The 18,868-nt window shown below is 60.4% G+C and carries 16 protein-coding genes; 11 read left to right on the plus strand and 5 right to left on the minus strand.

Annotated features, from left to right (window positions below; genetic code table 11):
- Positions 1–40 precede the first annotated feature (40 nt).
- Both H559_RS0101150 and H559_RS0101155 read left to right on the plus strand, forming a co-directional pair.
- A complete protein-coding gene (locus H559_RS0101150; RefSeq protein WP_028451165.1) occupies positions 41–1,936 on the plus strand; it encodes an ATP-binding cassette domain-containing protein in 1,896 nt (631 codons plus the stop codon).
- A gap of 235 nt (positions 1,937–2,171) precedes the next feature.
- Complete coding sequence (locus H559_RS0101155) at positions 2,172–4,184, plus strand: glycosyl hydrolase family 18 protein (RefSeq protein WP_051278794.1); 2,013 nt, start codon at positions 2,172–2,174, stop codon at positions 4,182–4,184.
- Positions 4,185–4,245: 61 nt separating this feature from the next.
- On the opposite strand, the gene H559_RS0101160 is transcribed toward H559_RS0101155, so the two are convergent.
- A complete protein-coding gene (locus H559_RS0101160) occupies positions 4,246–5,025 on the minus strand; it encodes a helix-turn-helix transcriptional regulator (RefSeq protein ID WP_028451167.1) in 780 nt (259 codons plus the stop codon).
- A 175-nt stretch (positions 5,026–5,200) separates the two neighbouring features.
- On the opposite strand from H559_RS0101160, the gene leuC reads away from it, so the two are divergent.
- From leuC to leuB, 5 genes are all read left to right on the plus strand, one after another.
- A complete protein-coding gene (gene leuC / locus H559_RS0101165) occupies positions 5,201–6,610 on the plus strand; it encodes a 3-isopropylmalate dehydratase large subunit (protein WP_028451168.1) in 1,410 nt (469 codons plus the stop codon).
- A 16-nt stretch (positions 6,611–6,626) separates the two neighbouring features.
- Entirely contained in the window at positions 6,627–6,746 is a 120-nt protein-coding gene (locus H559_RS22085; protein WP_081412809.1) for an entericidin A/B family lipoprotein, read from the plus strand.
- The gene (gene leuD / locus H559_RS0101175; protein WP_028451169.1) at positions 6,746–7,384 is read left to right on the plus strand and encodes a 3-isopropylmalate dehydratase small subunit; all 639 of its coding nucleotides are present in this window, start codon (positions 6,746–6,748) and stop codon (positions 7,382–7,384) included. The genes H559_RS22085 and leuD overlap by 1 nt, the downstream gene beginning before the upstream one ends.
- 129 nt (positions 7,385–7,513) lie before the next feature.
- Positions 7,514–8,248, plus strand: coding sequence for a glucosamine-6-phosphate deaminase (gene nagB, locus H559_RS0101180; RefSeq protein ID WP_028451170.1), 735 nt, complete (start codon positions 7,514–7,516; stop codon positions 8,246–8,248).
- 172 nt (positions 8,249–8,420) lie between these two features.
- Positions 8,421–9,485 carry a 3-isopropylmalate dehydrogenase gene (gene leuB / locus H559_RS0101185; protein ID WP_028451171.1) on the plus strand — a complete coding sequence of 355 codons (1,065 nt, stop codon included), beginning with the start codon at positions 8,421–8,423 and terminating at the stop codon, positions 9,483–9,485.
- A 78-nt stretch (positions 9,486–9,563) separates the two neighbouring features.
- On the opposite strand, the gene H559_RS0101190 is transcribed toward leuB, so the two are convergent.
- Positions 9,564–10,802, minus strand: a complete 1,239-nt coding sequence (locus H559_RS0101190; RefSeq protein ID WP_028451172.1) for a DUF1615 domain-containing protein — start codon at positions 10,800–10,802, stop codon at positions 9,564–9,566.
- 153 nt (positions 10,803–10,955) lie between these two features.
- Here H559_RS0101190 and H559_RS18305 point away from each other — a divergent pair, with 153 nt between their 5' ends.
- Positions 10,956–11,384 (plus strand): DUF4124 domain-containing protein, encoded by a 429-nt coding sequence (locus H559_RS18305; RefSeq protein ID WP_034639252.1) that lies wholly within the window; start codon positions 10,956–10,958, stop codon positions 11,382–11,384.
- A gap of 74 nt (positions 11,385–11,458) precedes the next feature.
- Here the strand turns inward: H559_RS18305 and H559_RS0101200 are convergent, their stop codons facing one another.
- Both H559_RS0101200 and dnaX read right to left on the minus strand, forming a co-directional pair.
- Positions 11,459–11,791: a YbaB/EbfC family nucleoid-associated protein gene (locus tag H559_RS0101200; RefSeq protein WP_028451173.1), complete on the minus strand. Its 333-nt coding sequence runs from the start codon at positions 11,789–11,791 to the stop codon at positions 11,459–11,461.
- A 56-nt stretch (positions 11,792–11,847) separates the two neighbouring features.
- Positions 11,848–13,611 carry a DNA polymerase III subunit gamma/tau gene (gene dnaX, locus H559_RS0101205; protein WP_028451174.1) on the minus strand — a complete coding sequence of 588 codons (1,764 nt, stop codon included), beginning with the start codon at positions 13,609–13,611 and terminating at the stop codon, positions 11,848–11,850.
- Between the two features lie 146 nt (positions 13,612–13,757).
- On the opposite strand from dnaX, the gene H559_RS0101210 reads away from it, so the two are divergent.
- From H559_RS0101210 to guaA, 3 genes are all read left to right on the plus strand, one after another.
- On the plus strand, positions 13,758–13,967 hold the full coding sequence (locus tag H559_RS0101210) for an oxidoreductase-like domain-containing protein (protein WP_028451175.1): 210 nt from the start codon (positions 13,758–13,760) through the stop codon (positions 13,965–13,967).
- On the plus strand, positions 13,964–15,394 hold the full coding sequence (gene dacB, locus H559_RS0101215) for a D-alanyl-D-alanine carboxypeptidase/D-alanyl-D-alanine endopeptidase (RefSeq protein ID WP_028451176.1): 1,431 nt from the start codon (positions 13,964–13,966) through the stop codon (positions 15,392–15,394). Before H559_RS0101210 ends, dacB begins: the two co-directional genes overlap by 4 nt.
- 167 nt (positions 15,395–15,561) lie before the next feature.
- Entirely contained in the window at positions 15,562–17,139 is a 1,578-nt protein-coding gene (guaA, locus tag H559_RS0101220; RefSeq protein ID WP_028451177.1) for a glutamine-hydrolyzing GMP synthase, read from the plus strand.
- Between the two features lie 79 nt (positions 17,140–17,218).
- On the opposite strand, the gene H559_RS0101225 is transcribed toward guaA, so the two are convergent.
- Positions 17,219–18,790 (minus strand): AbgT family transporter, encoded by a 1,572-nt coding sequence (locus H559_RS0101225; RefSeq protein WP_051278795.1) that lies wholly within the window; start codon positions 18,788–18,790, stop codon positions 17,219–17,221.
- Positions 18,791–18,868 lie beyond the last annotated feature (78 nt).

Genomic DNA, 18,868 nt, shown 5'->3' on the forward strand with positions numbered 1-18,868 from the left:
TGCTGGGGGTGGCCGGCTGGCTCTGGTAAACTCCCGCCCCATGATCCGATTCAAAGACCTCACTCTCTTGCGTGGCACGAAGCAGTTGCTCGACCACGTTGACCTCACCCTTCATCCCGGCAGCAAGACAGGTCTGGTTGGTGCCAACGGTGCCGGCAAATCCAGCCTTTTTGCCATGCTGCGCGGCGAAATCCATGCCGACTCGGGCGATCTGGAAATGCCGCCGCGGATTACGATCGCTCATGTCGCACAGGAAACGCCGGCACTGGCGATTTCCGCCATTGATTATGTCCTGCAAGGTGATGCCGAGCTGTGCCGGATCGAAACCGCGCTGGCCGCCATTGCTGACCACGAGGGGCACGAGCATGCCGAGCTGCTGGCGAAGCTCGAGGCCATTGATGGCTATTCGGCGCGTGCGCGCGCCGGCAAGCTGCTGGCGGGTCTCGGTTTTTCGCAGGATGAAATGAGCCGTCCGGTGTCGAGTTTTTCCGGTGGCTGGCGGATGCGGCTGAATCTGGCGCAGGCGCTGATGTGCCGCTCCGATCTGCTGCTGCTGGATGAGCCAACCAACCACCTGGATCTGGAAACCGTGGTCTGGCTGGAAAACTGGCTCAACAGCTATCAGGGCATGCTGGTCGTGATCTCGCATGACCGCGATTTTCTCGACAATACCGTGAAGCAGATCCTGCATATCGAGCGCGCCAAGCTGAATCTCTACACCGGCAACTATGCCGATTTCGAGGACCAGAAAGCCCAGCGCCTGGCACTGCAGCAGGCTGCTTTCGAGAAACAGCAGCGCGAAATCGCCCATCTCGAATCCTTCATCACCCGCTTCAAGGCCAAGGCCAGCAAGGCCAAGCAGGCGCAGAGCCGGGTGAAATCGCTGGAACGCATGGAGCGGATTGCCGCGGCGCATGTTGATTCACCCTTCACATTTGCCTTCCGCCAGCCGGATTCCAGCCCGAATCCGTTGCTGCGGATCGAGAATGGCGAGGCTGGTTACGATGTCGCCAGGCCGATCCTGCGCAATTTGAATCTCAGCCTGGAAAAAACCGCTCGCCTGGGGCTGCTGGGCGTGAATGGCGCCGGCAAGTCCACCCTGATCAAGGCGCTGGCGGGCGAGAGGCCGCTGCTGGCTGGCCAGTTGGTCGAAGGCAAGGGGCTCAAGATCGGCTATTTCGCCCAGCACCAGCTGGAACACTTGCGGCTGGATGAATCGCCCCTGTGGCACCTGCAGAAGATCGACCCGGCAACGCGCGAGCAGGATCACCGCAATTATCTGGGCGGCTTCGATTTTCATGGCGAAATGGCGACCGGGCCGATTGCCCCTTTTTCCGGCGGCGAGAAAGCGCGGCTGGCGCTGGCATTGCTGATCTGGCAGAAACCGAATCTCCTGCTGCTGGACGAGCCGACCAACCATCTGGACATCGAAATGCGGCAGGCGCTGACACTGGCCATGCAGGATTTTGAAGGGGCACTGATCGTGGTGTCGCACGATCGTCACCTGCTGCGCGCCACGGTGGATGATTTCTGGCTGATCGAGAATGGTAGCGTGCGCCCCTTCGATGGCGATCTGGATGACTACACGCGCTACAGCCAGGAAGTGCGCCAGGCCGAGCAGGGTGAGTTGCGTTCTTCTTCCGGCGTGCAGGACCGGAAGGCGCAAAAACGCGAAGAGGCCGAGTTGCGCCAGCGTCTGGCCGCGCAGCGCAAGCCGCTGGAAAAAGAGCTGCAGCAGCTGGACAGGAAAATGCTGCCACTGCAAAGCGAGCATGCCAGTCTGAGTGCGAAGCTGGGTGATGAGGGTCTGTATGCACCCGAGCGCAAGGATGAGCTGCAGCAGACCCTGCGCCGCGAAGCTGAGGTAAAAATGCAACTCGATGAATGCGAACTGCGCTGGCTGGAGCTGCACGAGCAGCTTGACCAGATTACATAGCAAGGTATTGCGCTGCAGCCATTTCCATAAAAGGGCTGTGGCAATATACGTAGTGGTTATTTGTTTTACCCCATTTCGGGCAGGACGTGCGGATGTGCGTCATGCCGATTCTGCGCGCCTGCGGGCGCGCTTTTTTATGGCTGATCCGGAGCACATTAATTACGGTTAATCTTTCCGGTATCTGGTATTGAAGCATAATCGAGATTCATACCAATAATATCCTTGGAGGGATGATATGAATCAGAATAGGCTAATTTTCTCTTTGCTATCAACAGCATTTGCTGTTGCAGCCTCTGCAGCAAGTTATCCGCAATGGACTGAAGGGAATACCTATCAGGCTGGTGCTTTTGTAAGCTATGCCGGACAGGATTACCAGTCACTGGTTACACACACGGCCTATGTCGGCACCAACTGGAATCCGGCCGCATCGCCGACACTCTGGAAGCTGGCATCCGGGACGACAACACCGCAGCCTACACTGACACCGACTGCGGCACCGACACTTGCTCCAACCGCAACACCGACACCAGCTCCAACTGCAACACCCGTCATCACGGCCACTCCGACGGTGGCGCCGACAGCGGCACCTGCAGGCTGCTATGCGGGCTGGGTTGCCGGTACGGCATACAGTGGCGGGCAGCGTGTTACCTTCAATGGTCGCAATTACGAAGCAAAATGGTGGACGCAGGGTGACGACCCGGGCAAATCCGGTGAATGGGGCGTCTGGAAGGATCTGGGGGCCTGTGCCACCGCATCGCCGACCCCGACAGCAACCGCAACGCCAACTGCCAAGCCGAGCACTACCCCGACGGCCACACCGACGGTCACTCCCACTCCGACCCCGACCGCCACGGCAACCCCCAGGCCAACTGCAACACCAACGGCAACGCCGACTGCCAGCCCGACACCTACACCGGTAATTACGCCGACAGTGACCCCGGTGCCAAGTGGTGTGCCAGCTCCCGCCACGGCCCAGGTCGGTGCCTACTTCACCCAGTGGGGCGTCTATGACAGCGCCTTCTTCGTGAAACACGTCGATACCAGTGGTGCCGCTGCCAAGCTGACCTTCATCAATTACGCCTTCGGCAATATCTACAAGCAGGCCGATGGCAGCGTGAAGTGCGACAGCGGCATCAACAAGGCCAATGAAAACAACGCGGCCGGTGATGGTGGCGATGCCTGGGCGGATTACCAGATGGACTACAAGGCCAGCGATTCCGTCGATGGCGTTGGCGATGAATGGGAAAATCCGCTGAAGGGCAACTTCAATCAGCTCAAGAAGCTGAAGAAGAAATACCCGAATCTGAAAATCATGATTTCGCTGGGCGGCTGGACCTGGTCCAAGTATTTCTCGACCGCAGCGGCGACCGATGCCAATCGGCAGAAGCTGGTGGCTTCGTGCATCGACGTCTATCTGAAGGGCAACTTGAAGAAGAGCGGGGGAGATCCGGCGGGTGGTGCTGGTGCTGCAGCGGGCATCTTTGACGGCATCGACATCGACTGGGAATACCCGGGCGGTGGTGGTCTGGACGGCAATGTGGCTTCGCCTGCCGACAAGCAGAACTTCACCTTGCTGATGGCCGAATTCCGCAAGCAGCTTGATGCCTACGGCGCGGCCAATGGCAACAGGCACCTGTACCTGACCGCCGCGATCGGTGCCGGTGCCGACAAGATCGACAACACCGACCCGGCCGGCTACAGCCCCTACATGGACTGGGTAAATGTCATGACGTATGACTTCCATGGCAACTGGGAAGGCAATACCAACTTCCATTCCCACCTGTTCCCCGATCCCGCCGATCCGGCGGCCGGGACAATTGCCGGCAGCTACAACATCGATGGTGCGGTAAACAAGCTGATCGAGCGCGGCCTGCCAGCCAGCAAGATCGTGCTGGGCATCCCGTACTATGGTCGTGGCTGGGGTGGCGTGGTTGCCGGCCCGAACGGTGACGGCCTGTACCAGAAAGGCAATGGCGCGCCGGCCAAGGTGGGTGTGAGCACTGAAGCCGGATATGGCGATTACCGTGCCCTGGTCAGCGCTCCGGGCACACGCAAATATCATCCGGTCACCAAGCAGCTGTACCTGTACGACGGCAGCAACTGGTGGAGCTATGACGATCCGGTCACCATCGCCAGCAAGATCCAGTATCTGAAGGCCAAGGGATTGAATGGCCTGATGAGCTGGTCGCTGGATGCGGATACGGCAGATGCGGCACTGACCAAGGCCATGGCCGAAGTTGCCAAGTAAAATGATTGTTTCGCAGTAACATCAGAACCCGGGCAGGCCGGGTTCTGATTTTTTATGCAGCTCACCCGGCGCTGGCCGGGATCAGCATGACCAGCTTTACGCCACCCGGCTGTTCGAGCCCGAAGCTGATTTGCTGAAAGCTCAGCATCCCTTCGTCAGGATGACTGAAAAGCCGCTCTCCGCCCTGCCGCTCCAGCACGTCATGCTGCCGCCAGAAGGCATGGAAGTGTTCGTCCTTTTCCAGCTTCTGCAGCAAGAGCGAGAATTGCGGATCATCCAGCAGGCTGCGGCTTTCGGCGCGGAATTCGGCGACCAGTCGGCGGCTGCGCGTTTCCCAGTCGGCGACCAGCGTACGCGCCATGGCATCAAAGAACACGTATTCCAGCAGATTGATGCGGCTGCCATCGCGTGGCCAGTTATGGAACAGCCGCGCGGCGGCCGTATTCCATGCCAGCACATCCCAATAGCGGCCCAGCAGGTAGGCCGGGCTGGCGATCTGGTCGACGATTTGCTGCATCAGCAGGGGGTTGAGCTCTTCGCTTGGGGTATATGGCTGGGGGTCAATCTTTCCGGCCAGTTCAAAGAGATACCCTCGTTGCATTTTGTCCATGCGCAGTGCGCTTGCCAGCCGGTCCAGAACGGCTGCCGACATGCTGACTTCGCGCGCCTGCTCGATCCAGGTATACCAGGTGGGGCTGATGCCGGCGAGCTGCGCCAGCTCTTCCCGCCGCAGCCCCTGGGTGCGCCGGCGGCTGCCACTGGCAAAGCCGAAGCTCGCCGGGTCACAGCGTTGTCGCAATGTTTTCAGAAAATCGGCGAGTTCCTGCGAGCGGCTGGGCATGATGTAATCCGGCTAGAGGCTGTTAGCATTTATACCAGTATAAACTCTGGTCTTGTTCCGGTATCGCTCCCGAAGTATGCTTGTTGCCAATGTGTAGTACGGCAAGCCAAACGTACCAGCAAGGCAGCATGATCTGCCGCAGCTTTCTCTAACAATTCAACGTCCGGAATGCGCCATGTCCTGTAAAACGCTCTACGACAAACTGTGGGAATCGCACATTGTGCGCCAGGAAGCCGACGGCACCTGTCTGATCTATATCGACCGTCATCTGGTGCATGAAGTCACCAGCCCGCAGGCCTTCGAAGGCCTGAAGCTCGCCGGCCGCCAGCTCTGGCGCAAGAGCTCGATCGTGTCGACCGCTGACCACAACACGCCAACCAACGAGTGGGACAAGGGCATTCAGGACCCGATTTCGCGCACCCAGGTGGAAACACTGGATGCGAACATCAAGGAATTCGGTGCGCTGGCCTATTTCCCGTTCAAGGACATCAAGCAGGGCATCGTGCACGTGGTCGGCCCGGAAAACGGCGCCACCCTGCCGGGCATGACCGTTGTCTGTGGTGACAGCCATACCTCCACGCACGGCGCGTTTGCGGCGCTGGCGCATGGCATCGGCACGTCGGAAGTCGAGCACGTGATGGCCACGCAGACCCTCGTTGCCAAGAAGTCGAAAGCCATGCTGGTGCGCGTTGACGGCGAACTCGGCTTTGGCGTGACCGCCAAGGATGTGGCGCTCGCCATCATCGGCAAGATCGGCACTGCAGGCGGTACCGGCTATGCCATTGAGTTCGGCGGGAGCGCAATCCGCAGCCTTTCCATCGAAGGCCGCATGACGCTGTGCAATATGGCCATCGAAGGTGGCGCACGTGCCGGCATGGTGGCATTTGATGAAAAGACTGCCGAGTACCTGAAAGGGCGCGAGTTCGCGCCCAAGGGCGAGCTGTGGGACAAGGCCGTGGCCTACTGGAACACGCTGGTTTCCGACGAGGGTGCGCAATTTGACGCCGTAGTCGAACTCAAGGCCGAAGACATTGCGCCGCAAGTGACCTGGGGCACCAGCCCGGAGCAGGTGCTGCCGGTGACTGCCGTGGTTCCCGATCCGGCTGAACAGGCTGATCCAGTCAAGCAGGGTAGCTATGCGCGCGCCTTGCAATATATGGGGCTGCAGGCCAATACCCCCATTACTTCCATTCCGGTCGACAAGGTGTTTATCGGTTCCTGTACCAACAGCCGTATCGAAGACCTGCGCGCCGCCGCCGGGGTGGTCAAGGGCAAGAAAAAGGCTGACAGCGTCAAGCAGGTGCTGATTGTGCCGGGCTCGGGTCTGGTGAAGCGTCAGGCCGAAGAGGAAGGTCTGGACAAGATCTTCATCGAGGCCGGTTTTGAGTGGCGCGAGCCGGGCTGTTCGATGTGCCTGGCCATGAATGCCGACCGGCTGGAGCCGGGCGAGCGCTGCGCGTCGACGTCGAACCGCAACTTCGAAGGCCGGCAGGGGCAGGGTGGCCGCACGCACCTCGTCAGCCCGGAAATGGCCGCCGCCGCAGCGATTGCCGGCCACTTTGTCGATATCCGTACTTTTGCCTGACCAAGGGAGATTTGCCATGCGAGCTATGTTGATTCTGGGTTCCCTGTTGCTGATGCTGACTGCCTGCAACACCATCGAAGGCGTAGGCAAAGACATCAAGAAGGGCGGTCAGGCTATTGAGAAGGCAGCGAAATAATGAAAGCATTTACCCAACTCGACGGGCTGGTCTGCGCGATGGATCGTGCCAATGTCGACACCGACGCGATCATCCCCAAGCAGTTCCTCAAGTCGATCAAGCGCTCCGGCTTCGGCCCGAACCTGTTTGACGAGTGGCGCTATCTGGATCACGGCGAGCCGGGCATGGACAACAGCCAGCGCCCGCTCAACCCCGATTTCGAACTGAACCTGCCGCGCTACCAGGGCGCGCAGATTCTGCTCGCGCGCGACAACTTCGGCTGTGGTTCCAGCCGCGAACACGCACCGTGGGCCATCGAGGATTTCGGCTTCCGCGCGTTGATCGCGCCGAGCTTTGCCGACATCTTTTTCAACAACTGCTTTAAAAATGGCCTCTTGCCCATCGTGCAGCCGGCAGACGTAGTGGATCAGCTGTTCCGGGAAGCCGCTGCCTGCGAGGGCTATCGCCTGAACATCGATCTGGCCAGCCAGACCATCACGACGCCATCAGGCCAGGTGTTCAGCTTCGAGATCACCGAACACCGCAAGGCCTGCCTGTTGAATGGCTGGGACGAAATCGGGCTGACGTTGCGCCATGCCGATGAAATCCGGGCCTTTGAAGAAAAACGCAAGCTTGAACAGCCCTGGCTCTTTGCCTGATTGCGAGCGGTGCGGCGAAAACACAGCTGAAACTGGCGGATTTCGATTACGTCAACTTTTCAGCCGCATTTTTGCCGTATAGTTACGCTGTTCTTTTTTAGTCACCCGTCAATACCGGAAACCATTCACATGATCCTGCATAAATTCAAAAACCAGGCCGACCTCGATCGCGCCGCAGCCGATCTCATCATTTCCGCCGTTCGTGCCAAGCCGAATGCCATTCTGGGCATGGCGACCGGTGGCACTCCGGTTGGTCTGTACAAGGAAATCGTCAAGTCCTACCAGCAAGGTCTGGTGAGCTTCAAGGAAGCCCGCACCTTCAACCTGGACGAATACGTTGGTCTGCCGGTGACTCACCCGGAATCTTACCGCGCCTTCATGCAGCGCAACCTGTTCGACCACATCGACATCAAGCCGGAAAATACCCACGTACCGAACGGCAATGCGGCCGACATCGATGCCGAATGCCAGAATTACGACGAAATGATGTACCAGCAAGGTCCGGTTGACCTGCAGCTGCTGGGCATCGGCCACAACGGCCACATCGGTTTCAACGAGCCGGACGACAAGCTGTCGCGTTTCACCTACAAGGTGACCCTGAAGGAAGAAACCCGCGAAGCCAACAAGCGCTTCTTCGATAGCATCGACCAGGTTCCGACTCACGCTGTCACCATGGGCATGGGCTCGATCATGCAGGCCAAGGCGATTCTGCTGGTTGTGAAGGGCGCCGAAAAGGCTGCCATTCTGGATGCAACACTCAACGGCCCGATCACCACGCAAGTTCCGGCCTCGCTGCTGCAAACCCACCCGCGCGTCATCGTGATGACCGACTGCGACGTGGAATACAAGCGCAGCCACAGCTGAGCCGTGTGCCGCTGAAACAGGAAAGAGGGGCGCGCCCCTCTTTCTTTTTGCCCCAGCAGGTAGGCGGCTGAAATGGTTTGATTTCTAAGTTGGGTATATCCACACAGCCATTTTAATGCAATGGTCTCATGGCTATACCCTGTCTGGTATTTTGTTAAGGCTGGAGATAAAAATGAAGATTCTGGTATTGCCGGGTGACGGCATCGGCCCCGAAATCGTGGCGCAGGCAAAGAAAGTCCTCAACAAGCTGGCTTCTGAGGGCATGCCCATCGAGCTGTCCGAGGCCCCGCTGGGGGGCGCAGCGTATGACCAATTTGGCAGCCCGTATCCCGAATTCACGCAGAAGCTGGCACGTGAAGCCGATGCGATTCTGCTGGGTGCCGTCGGCGGCCCGCAGTACGACAAGCTGGAGCGTCCGTTGCGTCCGGAGCGCGGCCTCTTGGCCATCCGCAAGGATCTGAACCTGTTTGCCAACCTGCGCCCGGCCATTCTGTATCCGGAGCTGGCCAATGCTTCGACGCTCAAGCCCGAAGTGGTGTCCGGTCTGGACATCCTGATCGTGCGCGAATTGACTGGCGACATCTACTTCGGCCAGCCGCGCGGCATCCGCGTGAACGACAACGGCGAGCGCGAAGGCTTCAACACCATGCTCTACGCCGAATCCGAAATCCGCCGCATTGCGCACGTTGCCTTCCAGGCCGCACAGAAGCGCAACAAGAAAGTGTGCTCGATCGACAAGTCCAATGTGCTGGAAACCACCGAATTCTGGAAAGAAATCGTCACTGACGTAGCCAAGGAATACCCGGATGTGGAGCTTTCCCACATGCTGGTCGACAATGCCGCGATGCAGCTGGTGAAGGCGCCCAAGCAGTTCGACGTGATGGTGACCGGCAATATCTTCGGTGACATTCTGAGCGATGAAGCCTCGATGCTGACCGGCTCCATCGGCATGCTGCCCAGTGCCTCGCTGGATGCGAACAACAAGGGCCTGTACGAGCCCAGCCACGGTTCGGCACCGGACATCGCCGGCAAGGACGTCGCCAACCCGCTGGCGACCATCCTTTCTGCCGCCATGCTGCTGCGCTACACCTTCAACGAAGAAGCCGCCGCACAACGCATCGAAAATGCCGTGAAGAAGGTGCTGGCCGACGGCCTGCGTACCGGTGACATCTTCGAAGAAGGCACGACGCGGGTTGGCTGCTCCGCCATGGGCGACGCCGTAGTGGCTGCGCTGTAAACAGTTGCCGCTGTCCTAATGCAAAGGGGCCGCTCCATCACAGGAGCGGCCCCTTTTGCTTGTGGTTTTCCGCGCTGATTACTGGCGTGCCAGGCAGGTCTGGTACCGCCATTCAACCCGTTTGGCAAACCATTCGGTGGTCAGTTTGCGGGTGATTTTCGGACTTTTCAGGTCGATTTGCGGAATTCTGGCACGGGACAGAGGTTTGCCGGTCTGCTGCTCGGCCAGCGCAAACACCTTCTGCCAGGTGGGGGTACTGCCGAAGCTGGCGACCTTTTCCTGCAGCAGATCACGCTGGATGGCATCCTTGGTGAGCCCCAGCCTTGGCGCCAGTGTTGCCAGCGCAACCTGTGTGCTGCTTGATTTGCCGGAAGGCTGGCCGTTTTCATAGCGCAGCAGGTCGCCGTCCAGATCCATGCTGCTGCCGGTGAGCAGGTTGAGTGCGGCCTGGAAAGCGGCGTTGCGGCTGGCGTAGCGGCCGGCATTGAAGTCGGCAAAGTAATACACCATGTCGCGGCCATACGGTGCCGGATATTGCAGCAGGATGGCGATGCCAAAGTAAGTGCCGCCGCGGCGGGTAAAGACTTCGTCACGCACGCTGCCACGGCGAGTGTAAGGGTAAGGCCATACCTTGACGTGCGATTCGGCAAAGGCCACGCTGACCTGCATCGGCCCGCCGGTGCGGATCGGATTTTTCTGCGCGATCGGCAAGCCGATGCTGCGCGCTTCGCTGGCGAGATCCTGATACAGCGCATTCATCTCGCGCTCGGTGCGCAGCGTATCGATGCGTTCCTTGTAGCTGCGGCCATCGGGTGAGGGTTTCAGCAGGGCGGTTTTGACGGCCACCATCGGGAGCTTGAAGCGCTCGGCCTTTTCCTCGATTTCGCGCCAGACAATGCGATCCAGCCCGGGTACGACCGGATCACCCTGCCAGCTTGATTCCTGCTCGATGACGGCAGCTGCTGCGCAGAAATTCTCGGCGGTATAAGGGATCTTCAGTGCGGTAAACGCATCAAGAATGTCGGCATTCCAGCCGCTGCGATCCTTGATCTGCGCCGGCAGCAAGCGGTTGAGCAGGGCGCGGGCATCGGCTTCGCTGACCGGCCTTGGCGTCGGAGCGGCAGGCGTTGGCGTTGGTGTGGGTACTGGCGTTGCAGTCTGCGGCTCGCTGGCCGGCGGCGTGACTGGAGTGGGTGTGACTTCTGCTATAGGTGCAGCGGTGATTGCGGGCGTACTTGCCGCATCCGGAGCGGAAGAAGTGCTGGCGCAGCCGGCAAGCAGCAGGAGGCTTGCCAGCAGAAAAGATGATCGGGACATGGTGGTGTGTCTTGCGCGGCGGAACAGAACGGCAATTTATATGATTTTTTCAGTGCAACTTGTGACCGAATGAACGCAAATCCCTTGTCATGGCGTAACCTAGTCGTTAGATTGAAAGCCGATGAGACGGATTTGCTTAGGGGAGTACCAAGAATGAAACGGACTGGATGGCTACTGCTGCTCTGCGTGCTGGCTGCGGGGGCACAGGCTCAGATTTATACCTGGAAGGATGAAAAGGGTGTGGTGCATTATTCCGACCAGCCGCCGGCGGGCAAGACCAGCCAGGCCAAGGTAGTGAATACCAAGGATGCGCCAGTTTCCGCTGTCTCGGCTCAGGGGGCCAAACCGGCGGCTCCCGCTGCGGCCGCACCGGCTTCGCAGGCCGCTTCCGCTCCCGCCGAGAAAAAGGATCCGAATTCGCAGGCCTGCGTGGATGCCCGCAAGCGCCTGGCATTCTTGCAGGGCTCCAAGCTTTACAGGAATGTGTCAAACGACAAGGGCCAGATGGAGTTCATCGACGAAAAGAAAAAGCAGGATGAAATCCGCACGACCAACGAATTCCTGAGCAAGAACTGCCAGTAATCCGTACCGCACATGAAAAAGCCCGGCACTGATTGCCGGGCTTTTTCATGTGCGTACTGCAAGGGCAGCGTTCATCAGAACGGGAATTTCATCCCCGGCGGCAGGGGCAGGCCGGCGGTAACGCTTGCCATCTTTTCCTGCGAGGTGCTTTCGACACGGCGCAATGCATCATTGAACGCTGCGGCGATCAGGTCTTCCAGCATGTCCTTGTCGTCATCCGCGAGCAGGCTGTCATCGATGCTGACACGCTTGACGATATGCCCGCAGCTCATCGTGATCTTCACGAGACCGGCACCGGACTGGCCTTCGACTTCAATCTGCGCCAGTTCGTCCTGCGCCTTCTTCATGTTTTCCTGCATTTTCTGGGCTTGCTGCATCATCTGGCCCAGGCCGCCTTTACCGAACATGGTTCAACTCCTTGAAAAATGACTTGCCGGCAGTCGCCGGCGCGGTACTGCGATGGTTATAGGGGGCGAATCGAATCCGCTATGACCGTGCCGCCAAAGTCGCGCACCACGGTCTGCACAAACGGATCCTGCTGGATGGCCTCGATGGCCTGGTCCTGCCGGGCTGCGCGTTCGCGCTGCGCCAGCTGCGCCGGAGTCTGTCCGGTCTGCTGCTGGATTTCGACTTTCAGCTGCTGTTCGCGGCCAAAGTAGTCACTGATGGCTTCGCGCAGTTTTTCCTGGAAATCGCGCGTTGCGACCGCCTGGTGTTCTTCGGCCACCCGCAGGTAGTAGCAGTCGCCTTCATGGCGCAGCAACTCGGCGTGCTGGGCCAGCATACCGGCGGCTCCGAGGCGCAATTGGGCCAGGAGTCCGCGCCAGTCTCCATCGAATTCGGTGGGGCGCGCTGGCGGCGGCGCGGCTGCTGCACTTTCGTCCTGCCACGGCATGCCTTCGCCTGTATTGCTTTCTGGCCCTTTTTCTGCAGAGGCTTCAGCTGGATACGTCTCGGAATTCTGGCTGTTCGAGCCGGCGGCACGCACCGGAATCAGGCCCGGGGTGCTTGCTGGCGCATCGGAAGGTGTTTCAGCGCTGTTCTCAGTCACTGCAGCAGGTGACTGCTGCGCGACGGGCGCACGGCTGGCTGGTGCCGCAGTCGCCGCCGTGCCAGACTGGGCGAGGGGCAGTTGCCCGGCGGGAACCGGTGCAAAGGCCAGCATGCGCATCAGGGTCATCGTGAAGCCGGCGTATTCGTCCGGCGCCAGCGCGAGGTCATTGCGGCCGTGAATGGCGATCTGGTAATACAGCTGGGCGTCTTCCGGGCTGATTGCCTGGGCGATGCGCAGAATGTCGTCGCGGATAGGCAGGTCATCGGCGAGCGCGCCGGGCACCATCTGCACCATGGCGATCTGGTGCAGCAGGTGCGCGAGCTCCTGCAGCGCAGCCTCGTAAGAAAGCCCGCGCCCGGCAATCGCGTTGGCGGCAGCGATCAGCTGGCCGCCATTCTGCGCGACGAGGGCGTCCAGCAGCTCGAACAGGTAGCTCTGGTCAACGGCGCCGAGCATGGCGCGCACGCCGGCTTCTTCGACCTTGCCGGCACCATAGGCAATGGCCTGGTCGAGCAGCGACAAAGCGTCGCGCATCGAGCCGTGCGCGGCGTGGCCTAGCAGGTTGAGCGCACCGGCTTCGTAAGTGATCTGCTCGGTATCGAGCACGCGCCCGAGGTGGAAAATCACCTGCTGCGGCGTCATGTTGCGCAAGCTGAACTGCAGACAGCGCGACAGCACCGTGACCGGTACTTTCTGCGGGTCGGTGGTCGCCAGAATGAATTTCACATGGCCGGGCGGCTCTTCCAGCGTTTTCAGCATCGCATTGAAGGCACTTTTCGAGAGCATGTGCACTTCATCGATGATGTAGACCTTGAAACGGCCGGCGGTGGGCGAATACTGCGCGTTGTCGAGCACTTCGCGGATATTGTCGATGCCGGTGTTCGATGCGGCATCGATTTCCAGCAGGTCGACAAAGCGGCCCGCATCGATCTGCGTGCACGCCGAGCAAACTCCGCAGGGCTCGGCAGTGACGCCGGTTTCGCAGTTGAGTGCCTTGGCCATGATGCGCGCAATGGTGGTTTTGCCCACCCCGCGGGTGCCGGTCAATAAATACGCGTGGTGCAGGCGCTCATTGGCAAACGCGTTGGCGAGTGCCTTGATGACGTGTTCCTGCCCGACGAGCTGGGCGAAATTGCGTGGGCGCCATTTGCGCGCGAGTACTTGATAGGCCATAGGCTGCGATTCTAGCAGAAGGGCATGACGAAATGACGAGCGCGCCACCCGACTCGTGCGTGCTTTGGCGTTTTTGCCTTGCGTGCATGTACTATTGCCGGAAAAATCATCGCGCCGGCTTGCCGGCCAACCTGATCGAGGATCACATGACCCTGCCCAGTGCCTTACCGCTTGATGCCGTGCCGGCCGATGATCCTGCGCCGCAGCCCCCGGTCGAGCCCCCACTTGAAGCCTGCTGCACCAGTGGCTGCAACCCCTGCATTTTCGACACCTATGCGGAAGAACTGCAGCAATACCGCCGCGACCTGCAGGCCTGGCAGGCGCGTCAGCAAGAACGCAAGGAAAATCAGCCATGATCATTCGCCCCATTCTTTGTGCCGCATTGCTGCTGACCGCAGCACCATCCTTTGCCGCCGATCTGCCCGCGCCGGTGCAGCAGAGCCTCAAGGCGGCCAAGTTGCCGGCGGATGCGCTCAGTGTGGCCGTCATTCCGCTGGATGGTGGCAAGGCCTTCTACCATCGGGCCGATGAAAGCGTCAGCCCGGCGTCGACCATGAAGCTGGTGACTACCTGGGCTGGCTTGAACATGCTGGGACCGACCTGGCAGTGGCAGACCGATCTGCTGGCAGATCGCAAACCGGCTGGTGGTGCGCTGGAAGGCAATCTCTACCTGCGCGGCAGTGGCGACCCGAAGCTGACGATCGAGCGCATGTGGTTGCTGGTGCGCGAGTTGCGCAATGCCGGCGTCGAGGATATCCGCGGTCCGCTGGTGCTCGATGGCAGCGTTTTCAGTGATCTGGCGCTGCCGCAGGACTACGAGGATGACGGTGATAGCGAACGGGCTTTTCTGGTGCCGCCCGATGGCTTGCTGAGCAATTTCCGCACATTGCGCATCGGTTTTGACAGCACGGGTGACAAGGTAAAGCTGGTGGTGGAACCACCGCTCAACCAGGTCCGTGTGAGCAATGATCTGGCGGTGGGCAGCGGCGGGGACTGTGCCGCCTGGAGCAAGCGCGTGCAGCAGCGCACCGGGCAGGTCAGTGGCATCCAGTACATCGTGCAGTTCATCGGCGAAATGCCGCCGGGCTGCAAGGCCGAGCGCTATGTGCCGGTGCTCAATTCACGTGATTACACGGCGGCCCTGTTCTGGTATCTGTGGTATCAGCAGGGCGGCAAGGGCTCGGGGCAGACTGAAAAACCGGCTGGCAAGGCGGTGCCCGATACGGCCGTGCTGCTGGCATCCAGCCGCTCGCCCGATCTGGTCAGCACCATTCGCGACATCAACAAATACAGCAACAACGTGATGGCACGGCAATTGTTTCTGACCATCGGTGCACGCCAGCCCAATGGCGCTGCGACCGACGTTGCCGCCGTGACTGCGGTGAAGGGATGGCTGACCAGCAATGACATGAACTGGCCCGAGCTGGTGCTCGAAAACGGCTCGGGCCTTTCCCGCCGCGAGCGCATTGCTGCACGCCATCTGGGAGAAATGCTGCAGATGGCCTGGCGCAGCCCGTGGTCGGCCGAATTTGTCTCGTCGCTGCCCATCGTCGGGATGGATGGAACAATGAAGAAGCGTCTTGCGCAGCCGGGCAGTGCGGGAATGGCGCACATCAAGACTGGAACCCTGCGCGATGTAAGGGCCGTGGCTGGCTATGTGCGCGATGACAAGGGCCGCAACTGGGTGGTAGTCGGCATTCTCAATCACCCCGATGCCATGCAGGGCGCTCCGGTACTGGACTCCCTGATCCGCAGTCTGCAGCAGGGGCAGTGGCGCCCTTAAATACATGCATGGATATATGCCTGCAGCCATTTTCAAGTAATGGCTGCAGACATATACCCGCCACTTTTTCCTGGCCGGCAGCCCCAGCGCAATCAAGCCTCGCTGGCAGCGCCGCTCTGCAGTAAAATACCGGGTTCACATTTCTCCACCACCAGGAATTGCCCGGCATGGACAAGATTCTGATTCTGGACTTCGGCTCCCAGGTCTCCCAGCTCATCGCGCGTCGCGTGCGTGAAGCCCACGTGTATTGCGAACTGCATCCCTTCGACATGTCGCTGGACGACATCAGGGCTTTCAATCCCAAGGGCATCATCCTGTCCGGCGGCCCGAATTCGGTGTACGAATCCGACTACCAGGCTGATCGTGCGCTGTTCGACCTGGGCATTCCGGTGCTGGGGATCTGTTACGGCATGCAGTTCATGGCGCAGACGCTGGGCGGCAAGGTGGAAAGTGGCGACAAGCGCGAATTCGGCTATGCCGAAATCCAGGCGCGGCACCACTCCAAGCTTTTCGAAGGCCTGCAGGATCGTGTCGATGACGCTGGCAACGGCTTCCTCGACGTGTGGATGAGCCACGGCGACAAGGTCACTGCGCTGCCGGAAGGCTTCAAGGTGATCGCCGAGACGCCGTCCTGCCCGATTGCGGCGATGGCCGACGAGAAGCGACACTTCTACGCGGTGCAGTTCCACCCCGAAGTGACCCATACCAAGCGCGGCAGTGAAATGTTGCACCGCTTCGTCCTGCACGTGTGTGATGCCACACCATCGTGGACCATGCCGAACTACATCGACGAAGCCATCAAGAAGATCCGCGAGCAGGTGGGCGACGAGGAGGTGATTCTCGGCCTGTCCGGCGGCGTCGATTCATCGGTGGCAGCTGCGCTGATCCACCGCGCGATCGGCGACCAGCTGACCTGCGTGTTTGTGGATCACGGTCTGCTGCGTCTGAACGAAGGTGACATGGTGATGGACATGTTCGCGCGCAATATGGGCGTGAAAGTGATCCGTGTTGACGCTACAGAGCAGTTCATGGGCAAGCTGGCTGGCGTCACCGACCCGGAGAAGAAGCGCAAGATCATCGGCGGCGAATTCGTCGAAGTCTTCCAGCAGGAATCCGGCAAACTGACCACCGCCAAGTGGCTGGCTCAGGGCACCATCTACCCGGACGTGATCGAATCGGCCGGCGCCAAAACCGGCAAGGCCCATGCAATCAAGAGCCACCACAACGTCGGCGGCCTGCCGGACGACATGAACCTCAAGCTGCTGGAGCCGCTGCGCGAACTGTTCAAGGATGAAGTGCGCCAGCTGGGCGTGGCCCTCGGCCTGCCGCATGAAATGGTGTATCGCCACCCCTTCCCGGGCCCGGGCCTGGGCGTGCGCATTCTGGGCGAAGTGAAGATGGAATACGCGGATCTGCTGCGTCGCGCCGATGCCATCTTCATCGAAGAGCTGCGCAACACGGTGGATGAAAAGACTGGCAAGTCCTGGTACGACCTCACCTCGCAAGCCTTCGCGGTTTTCCTGCCGGTGAAGTCCGTTGGCGTGATGGGCGATGGCCGCACCTACGATTATGTGGTGGCACTGCGTGCCGTGGTGACCAGCGACTTCATGACGGCGCATTGGGCCGAGCTGCCCTACAGCCTGCTGGGCCGTGTGTCCAACCGCATCATCAATGAAGTGCGTGGTCTCAACCGCGTGGTGTACGACGTTTCCGGCAAGCCGCCGGCGACGATCGAGTGGGAATGATCGTGCAGGTATAGGCAATCAGCCTGTCCCGCAACAAAAAGCGCCTTCAAGGCGCTTTTTGTTTTTACGGTATTTACGTTTAGTGCAGTGCTGCCGGCAGATGGATGGCAATCCCGGGGCCGATCGGGATGTCCAGACCGATCCATACCGTCATCAGCAGTGACCAAGCCAGCGTAAAGGCGAGCGAATACGGCAGCATCAGGGTGATCAGGCTGCCGAGGCCATATTCGGGAAGGTAACGCTTGGCCATAACCAGCACGATCGGGAAATACACCATCATCGGGCTGATGATGTTGCTGACCGAATCACCAATGCGGTAGGCCAGCTGGGTGGCTTCCGGGGTGAAGCCCAGCAGCATCAGCATTGGCACGAAAATCGGCGCGAGCAAGGCCCATTTGGCCGAGGCAGAACCGATGACCAGATTGACTGCGGCGGTGAAGAGCACGAAGGTCAGCAGCAACGGCATGCCGGAAAGGCCGCTGGCACTGATGGCCTCTGCGCCGTTGACGGCCAGCAGTACGCCCAGCTTGCTCTGGCCGAACAGGGCGATGAACTGTGCCGCGAAGAACACCATCACCAGGTAGTAGCCCATTTCGGAGAGTGAATCACCCATGGCGCGTGCAACGTCGCGGTCGTTGCTTATGCTGCCGGCTGCCAGCCCATAGGCAATGCCGGGCAGGAGGAAAACCACCATGATGACCACGACGATGCCGTTAATGAAAGGCGAGGGCAGCAGCGTACCCTTGACCGGGTCGCGCAGGATGCCGCCTTCGGGCAGCCACAGGGCCAGCAGCAGGCCGGTGGTCAGCAGGGCGACCAGCCCCGCCGCACGCAGGCCGCGCTGTTCGGCTGCACGGCTTGCCGCATCGGCTTGCGGCGTATCGGCTGCGCTTGCGTTGCCCTGCCATTGAGGCAGGCGTGGCTCGACGATCCGGTCGGTGACATACCAGGCAACAGCCGTCAGGGCGATGGCTGATGCGGCCATGAAGTAGTAATTGGCCAGGGCGCTGACTTGCCAGGCCGGGTCGATCAGGTGTGCGGCGGCTTCGGTCAGCCCGCCCAGCAAGGGATCAAGCGTGGATACCAGCAGATTGGCCGAAAAACCCGCCGATGTACCGGCAAAGGCCGCCGCGAGCCCGGCCAGCGGGTGGCGGCCGGCGCTGGCGAAGATCATGGCGGCCAGCGGAATGACGACCACATAGCCGACGTCGGAGGCAAGGTTCGACATGATGCCGACCAGCACGACAATCGGGGTCATCAGTCGCCGCGGTGCGCACATGACAATACGGGCGAGGACGGTGCCCAGCAGTCCGCTGCGCTCGGCAACGCCGACCCCGATCAGAGCCACCAGCACGGTAGCGAGTGGCGGAAAGGTGGCGAAATGTTTCGGGGCGTCGACCAGCCATTGCTGCAGGGTGGCGGCGCTGAGCAGCGACACCGGCGTGATCACGTCGTCAGTGCCCGGCTTGATGACGCTCATGCCGGTACTTGCTGCCCAGTGACTGCCCAGTACGACGACCAGGCAAAGCAGTACAAATAACGTGACGGGATCGGGCAGGGCGTTGCCAACCCGCTCGATGCCATCGAGCAGGCGATTGGTCAGCGAGGCGGGCCTGGCGGGGGTGGGCTCAAGAACGTGACTGTGGGGCATGCGGGCTCCTGTGGGCAATATCCGGTTTCCTGCAGTTTGCCTGCCTGTATCGGAATGTAACCATTCAGGATTTCGCCA

The sequence above is a fragment of the Chitinilyticum aquatile DSM 21506 genome, assembly GCF_000430805.1.
GTDB classification, from domain to species: Bacteria; Pseudomonadota; Gammaproteobacteria; order Burkholderiales; family Chitinibacteraceae; genus Chitinilyticum; species Chitinilyticum aquatile.

Excerpts from the sequence above, each read along its gene's own strand:
- H559_RS0101150 (WP_028451165.1), top strand. The coding sequence starts at position 41 with ATGATCCGATTCAAAGACCTCACTCTCTTGCGTGGCACGAAGCAGTTG.
- H559_RS0101155 (WP_051278794.1), top strand. The coding sequence starts at position 2,172 with ATGAATCAGAATAGGCTAATTTTCTCTTTGCTATCAACAGCATTTGCT.
- H559_RS0101160 (WP_028451167.1), bottom strand. The coding sequence starts at position 5,025 with ATGCCCAGCCGCTCGCAGGAACTCGCCGATTTTCTGAAAACATTGCGA.
- leuC (WP_028451168.1), top strand. The coding sequence starts at position 5,201 with ATGTCCTGTAAAACGCTCTACGACAAACTGTGGGAATCGCACATTGTG.
- H559_RS22085 (WP_081412809.1), top strand. The coding sequence starts at position 6,627 with ATGCGAGCTATGTTGATTCTGGGTTCCCTGTTGCTGATGCTGACTGCC.
- leuD (WP_028451169.1), top strand. The coding sequence starts at position 6,746 with ATGAAAGCATTTACCCAACTCGACGGGCTGGTCTGCGCGATGGATCGT.
- nagB (WP_028451170.1), top strand. The coding sequence starts at position 7,514 with ATGATCCTGCATAAATTCAAAAACCAGGCCGACCTCGATCGCGCCGCA.
- leuB (WP_028451171.1), top strand. The coding sequence starts at position 8,421 with ATGAAGATTCTGGTATTGCCGGGTGACGGCATCGGCCCCGAAATCGTG.
- H559_RS0101190 (WP_028451172.1), bottom strand. The coding sequence starts at position 10,802 with ATGTCCCGATCATCTTTTCTGCTGGCAAGCCTCCTGCTGCTTGCCGGC.
- H559_RS18305 (WP_034639252.1), top strand. The coding sequence starts at position 10,956 with ATGAAACGGACTGGATGGCTACTGCTGCTCTGCGTGCTGGCTGCGGGG.
- H559_RS0101200 (WP_028451173.1), bottom strand. The coding sequence starts at position 11,791 with ATGTTCGGTAAAGGCGGCCTGGGCCAGATGATGCAGCAAGCCCAGAAA.
- dnaX (WP_028451174.1), bottom strand. The coding sequence starts at position 13,611 with ATGGCCTATCAAGTACTCGCGCGCAAATGGCGCCCACGCAATTTCGCC.
- H559_RS0101210 (WP_028451175.1), top strand. The coding sequence starts at position 13,758 with ATGACCCTGCCCAGTGCCTTACCGCTTGATGCCGTGCCGGCCGATGAT.
- dacB (WP_028451176.1), top strand. The coding sequence starts at position 13,964 with ATGATCATTCGCCCCATTCTTTGTGCCGCATTGCTGCTGACCGCAGCA.
- guaA (WP_028451177.1), top strand. The coding sequence starts at position 15,562 with ATGGACAAGATTCTGATTCTGGACTTCGGCTCCCAGGTCTCCCAGCTC.
- H559_RS0101225 (WP_051278795.1), bottom strand. The coding sequence starts at position 18,790 with ATGCCCCACAGTCACGTTCTTGAGCCCACCCCCGCCAGGCCCGCCTCG.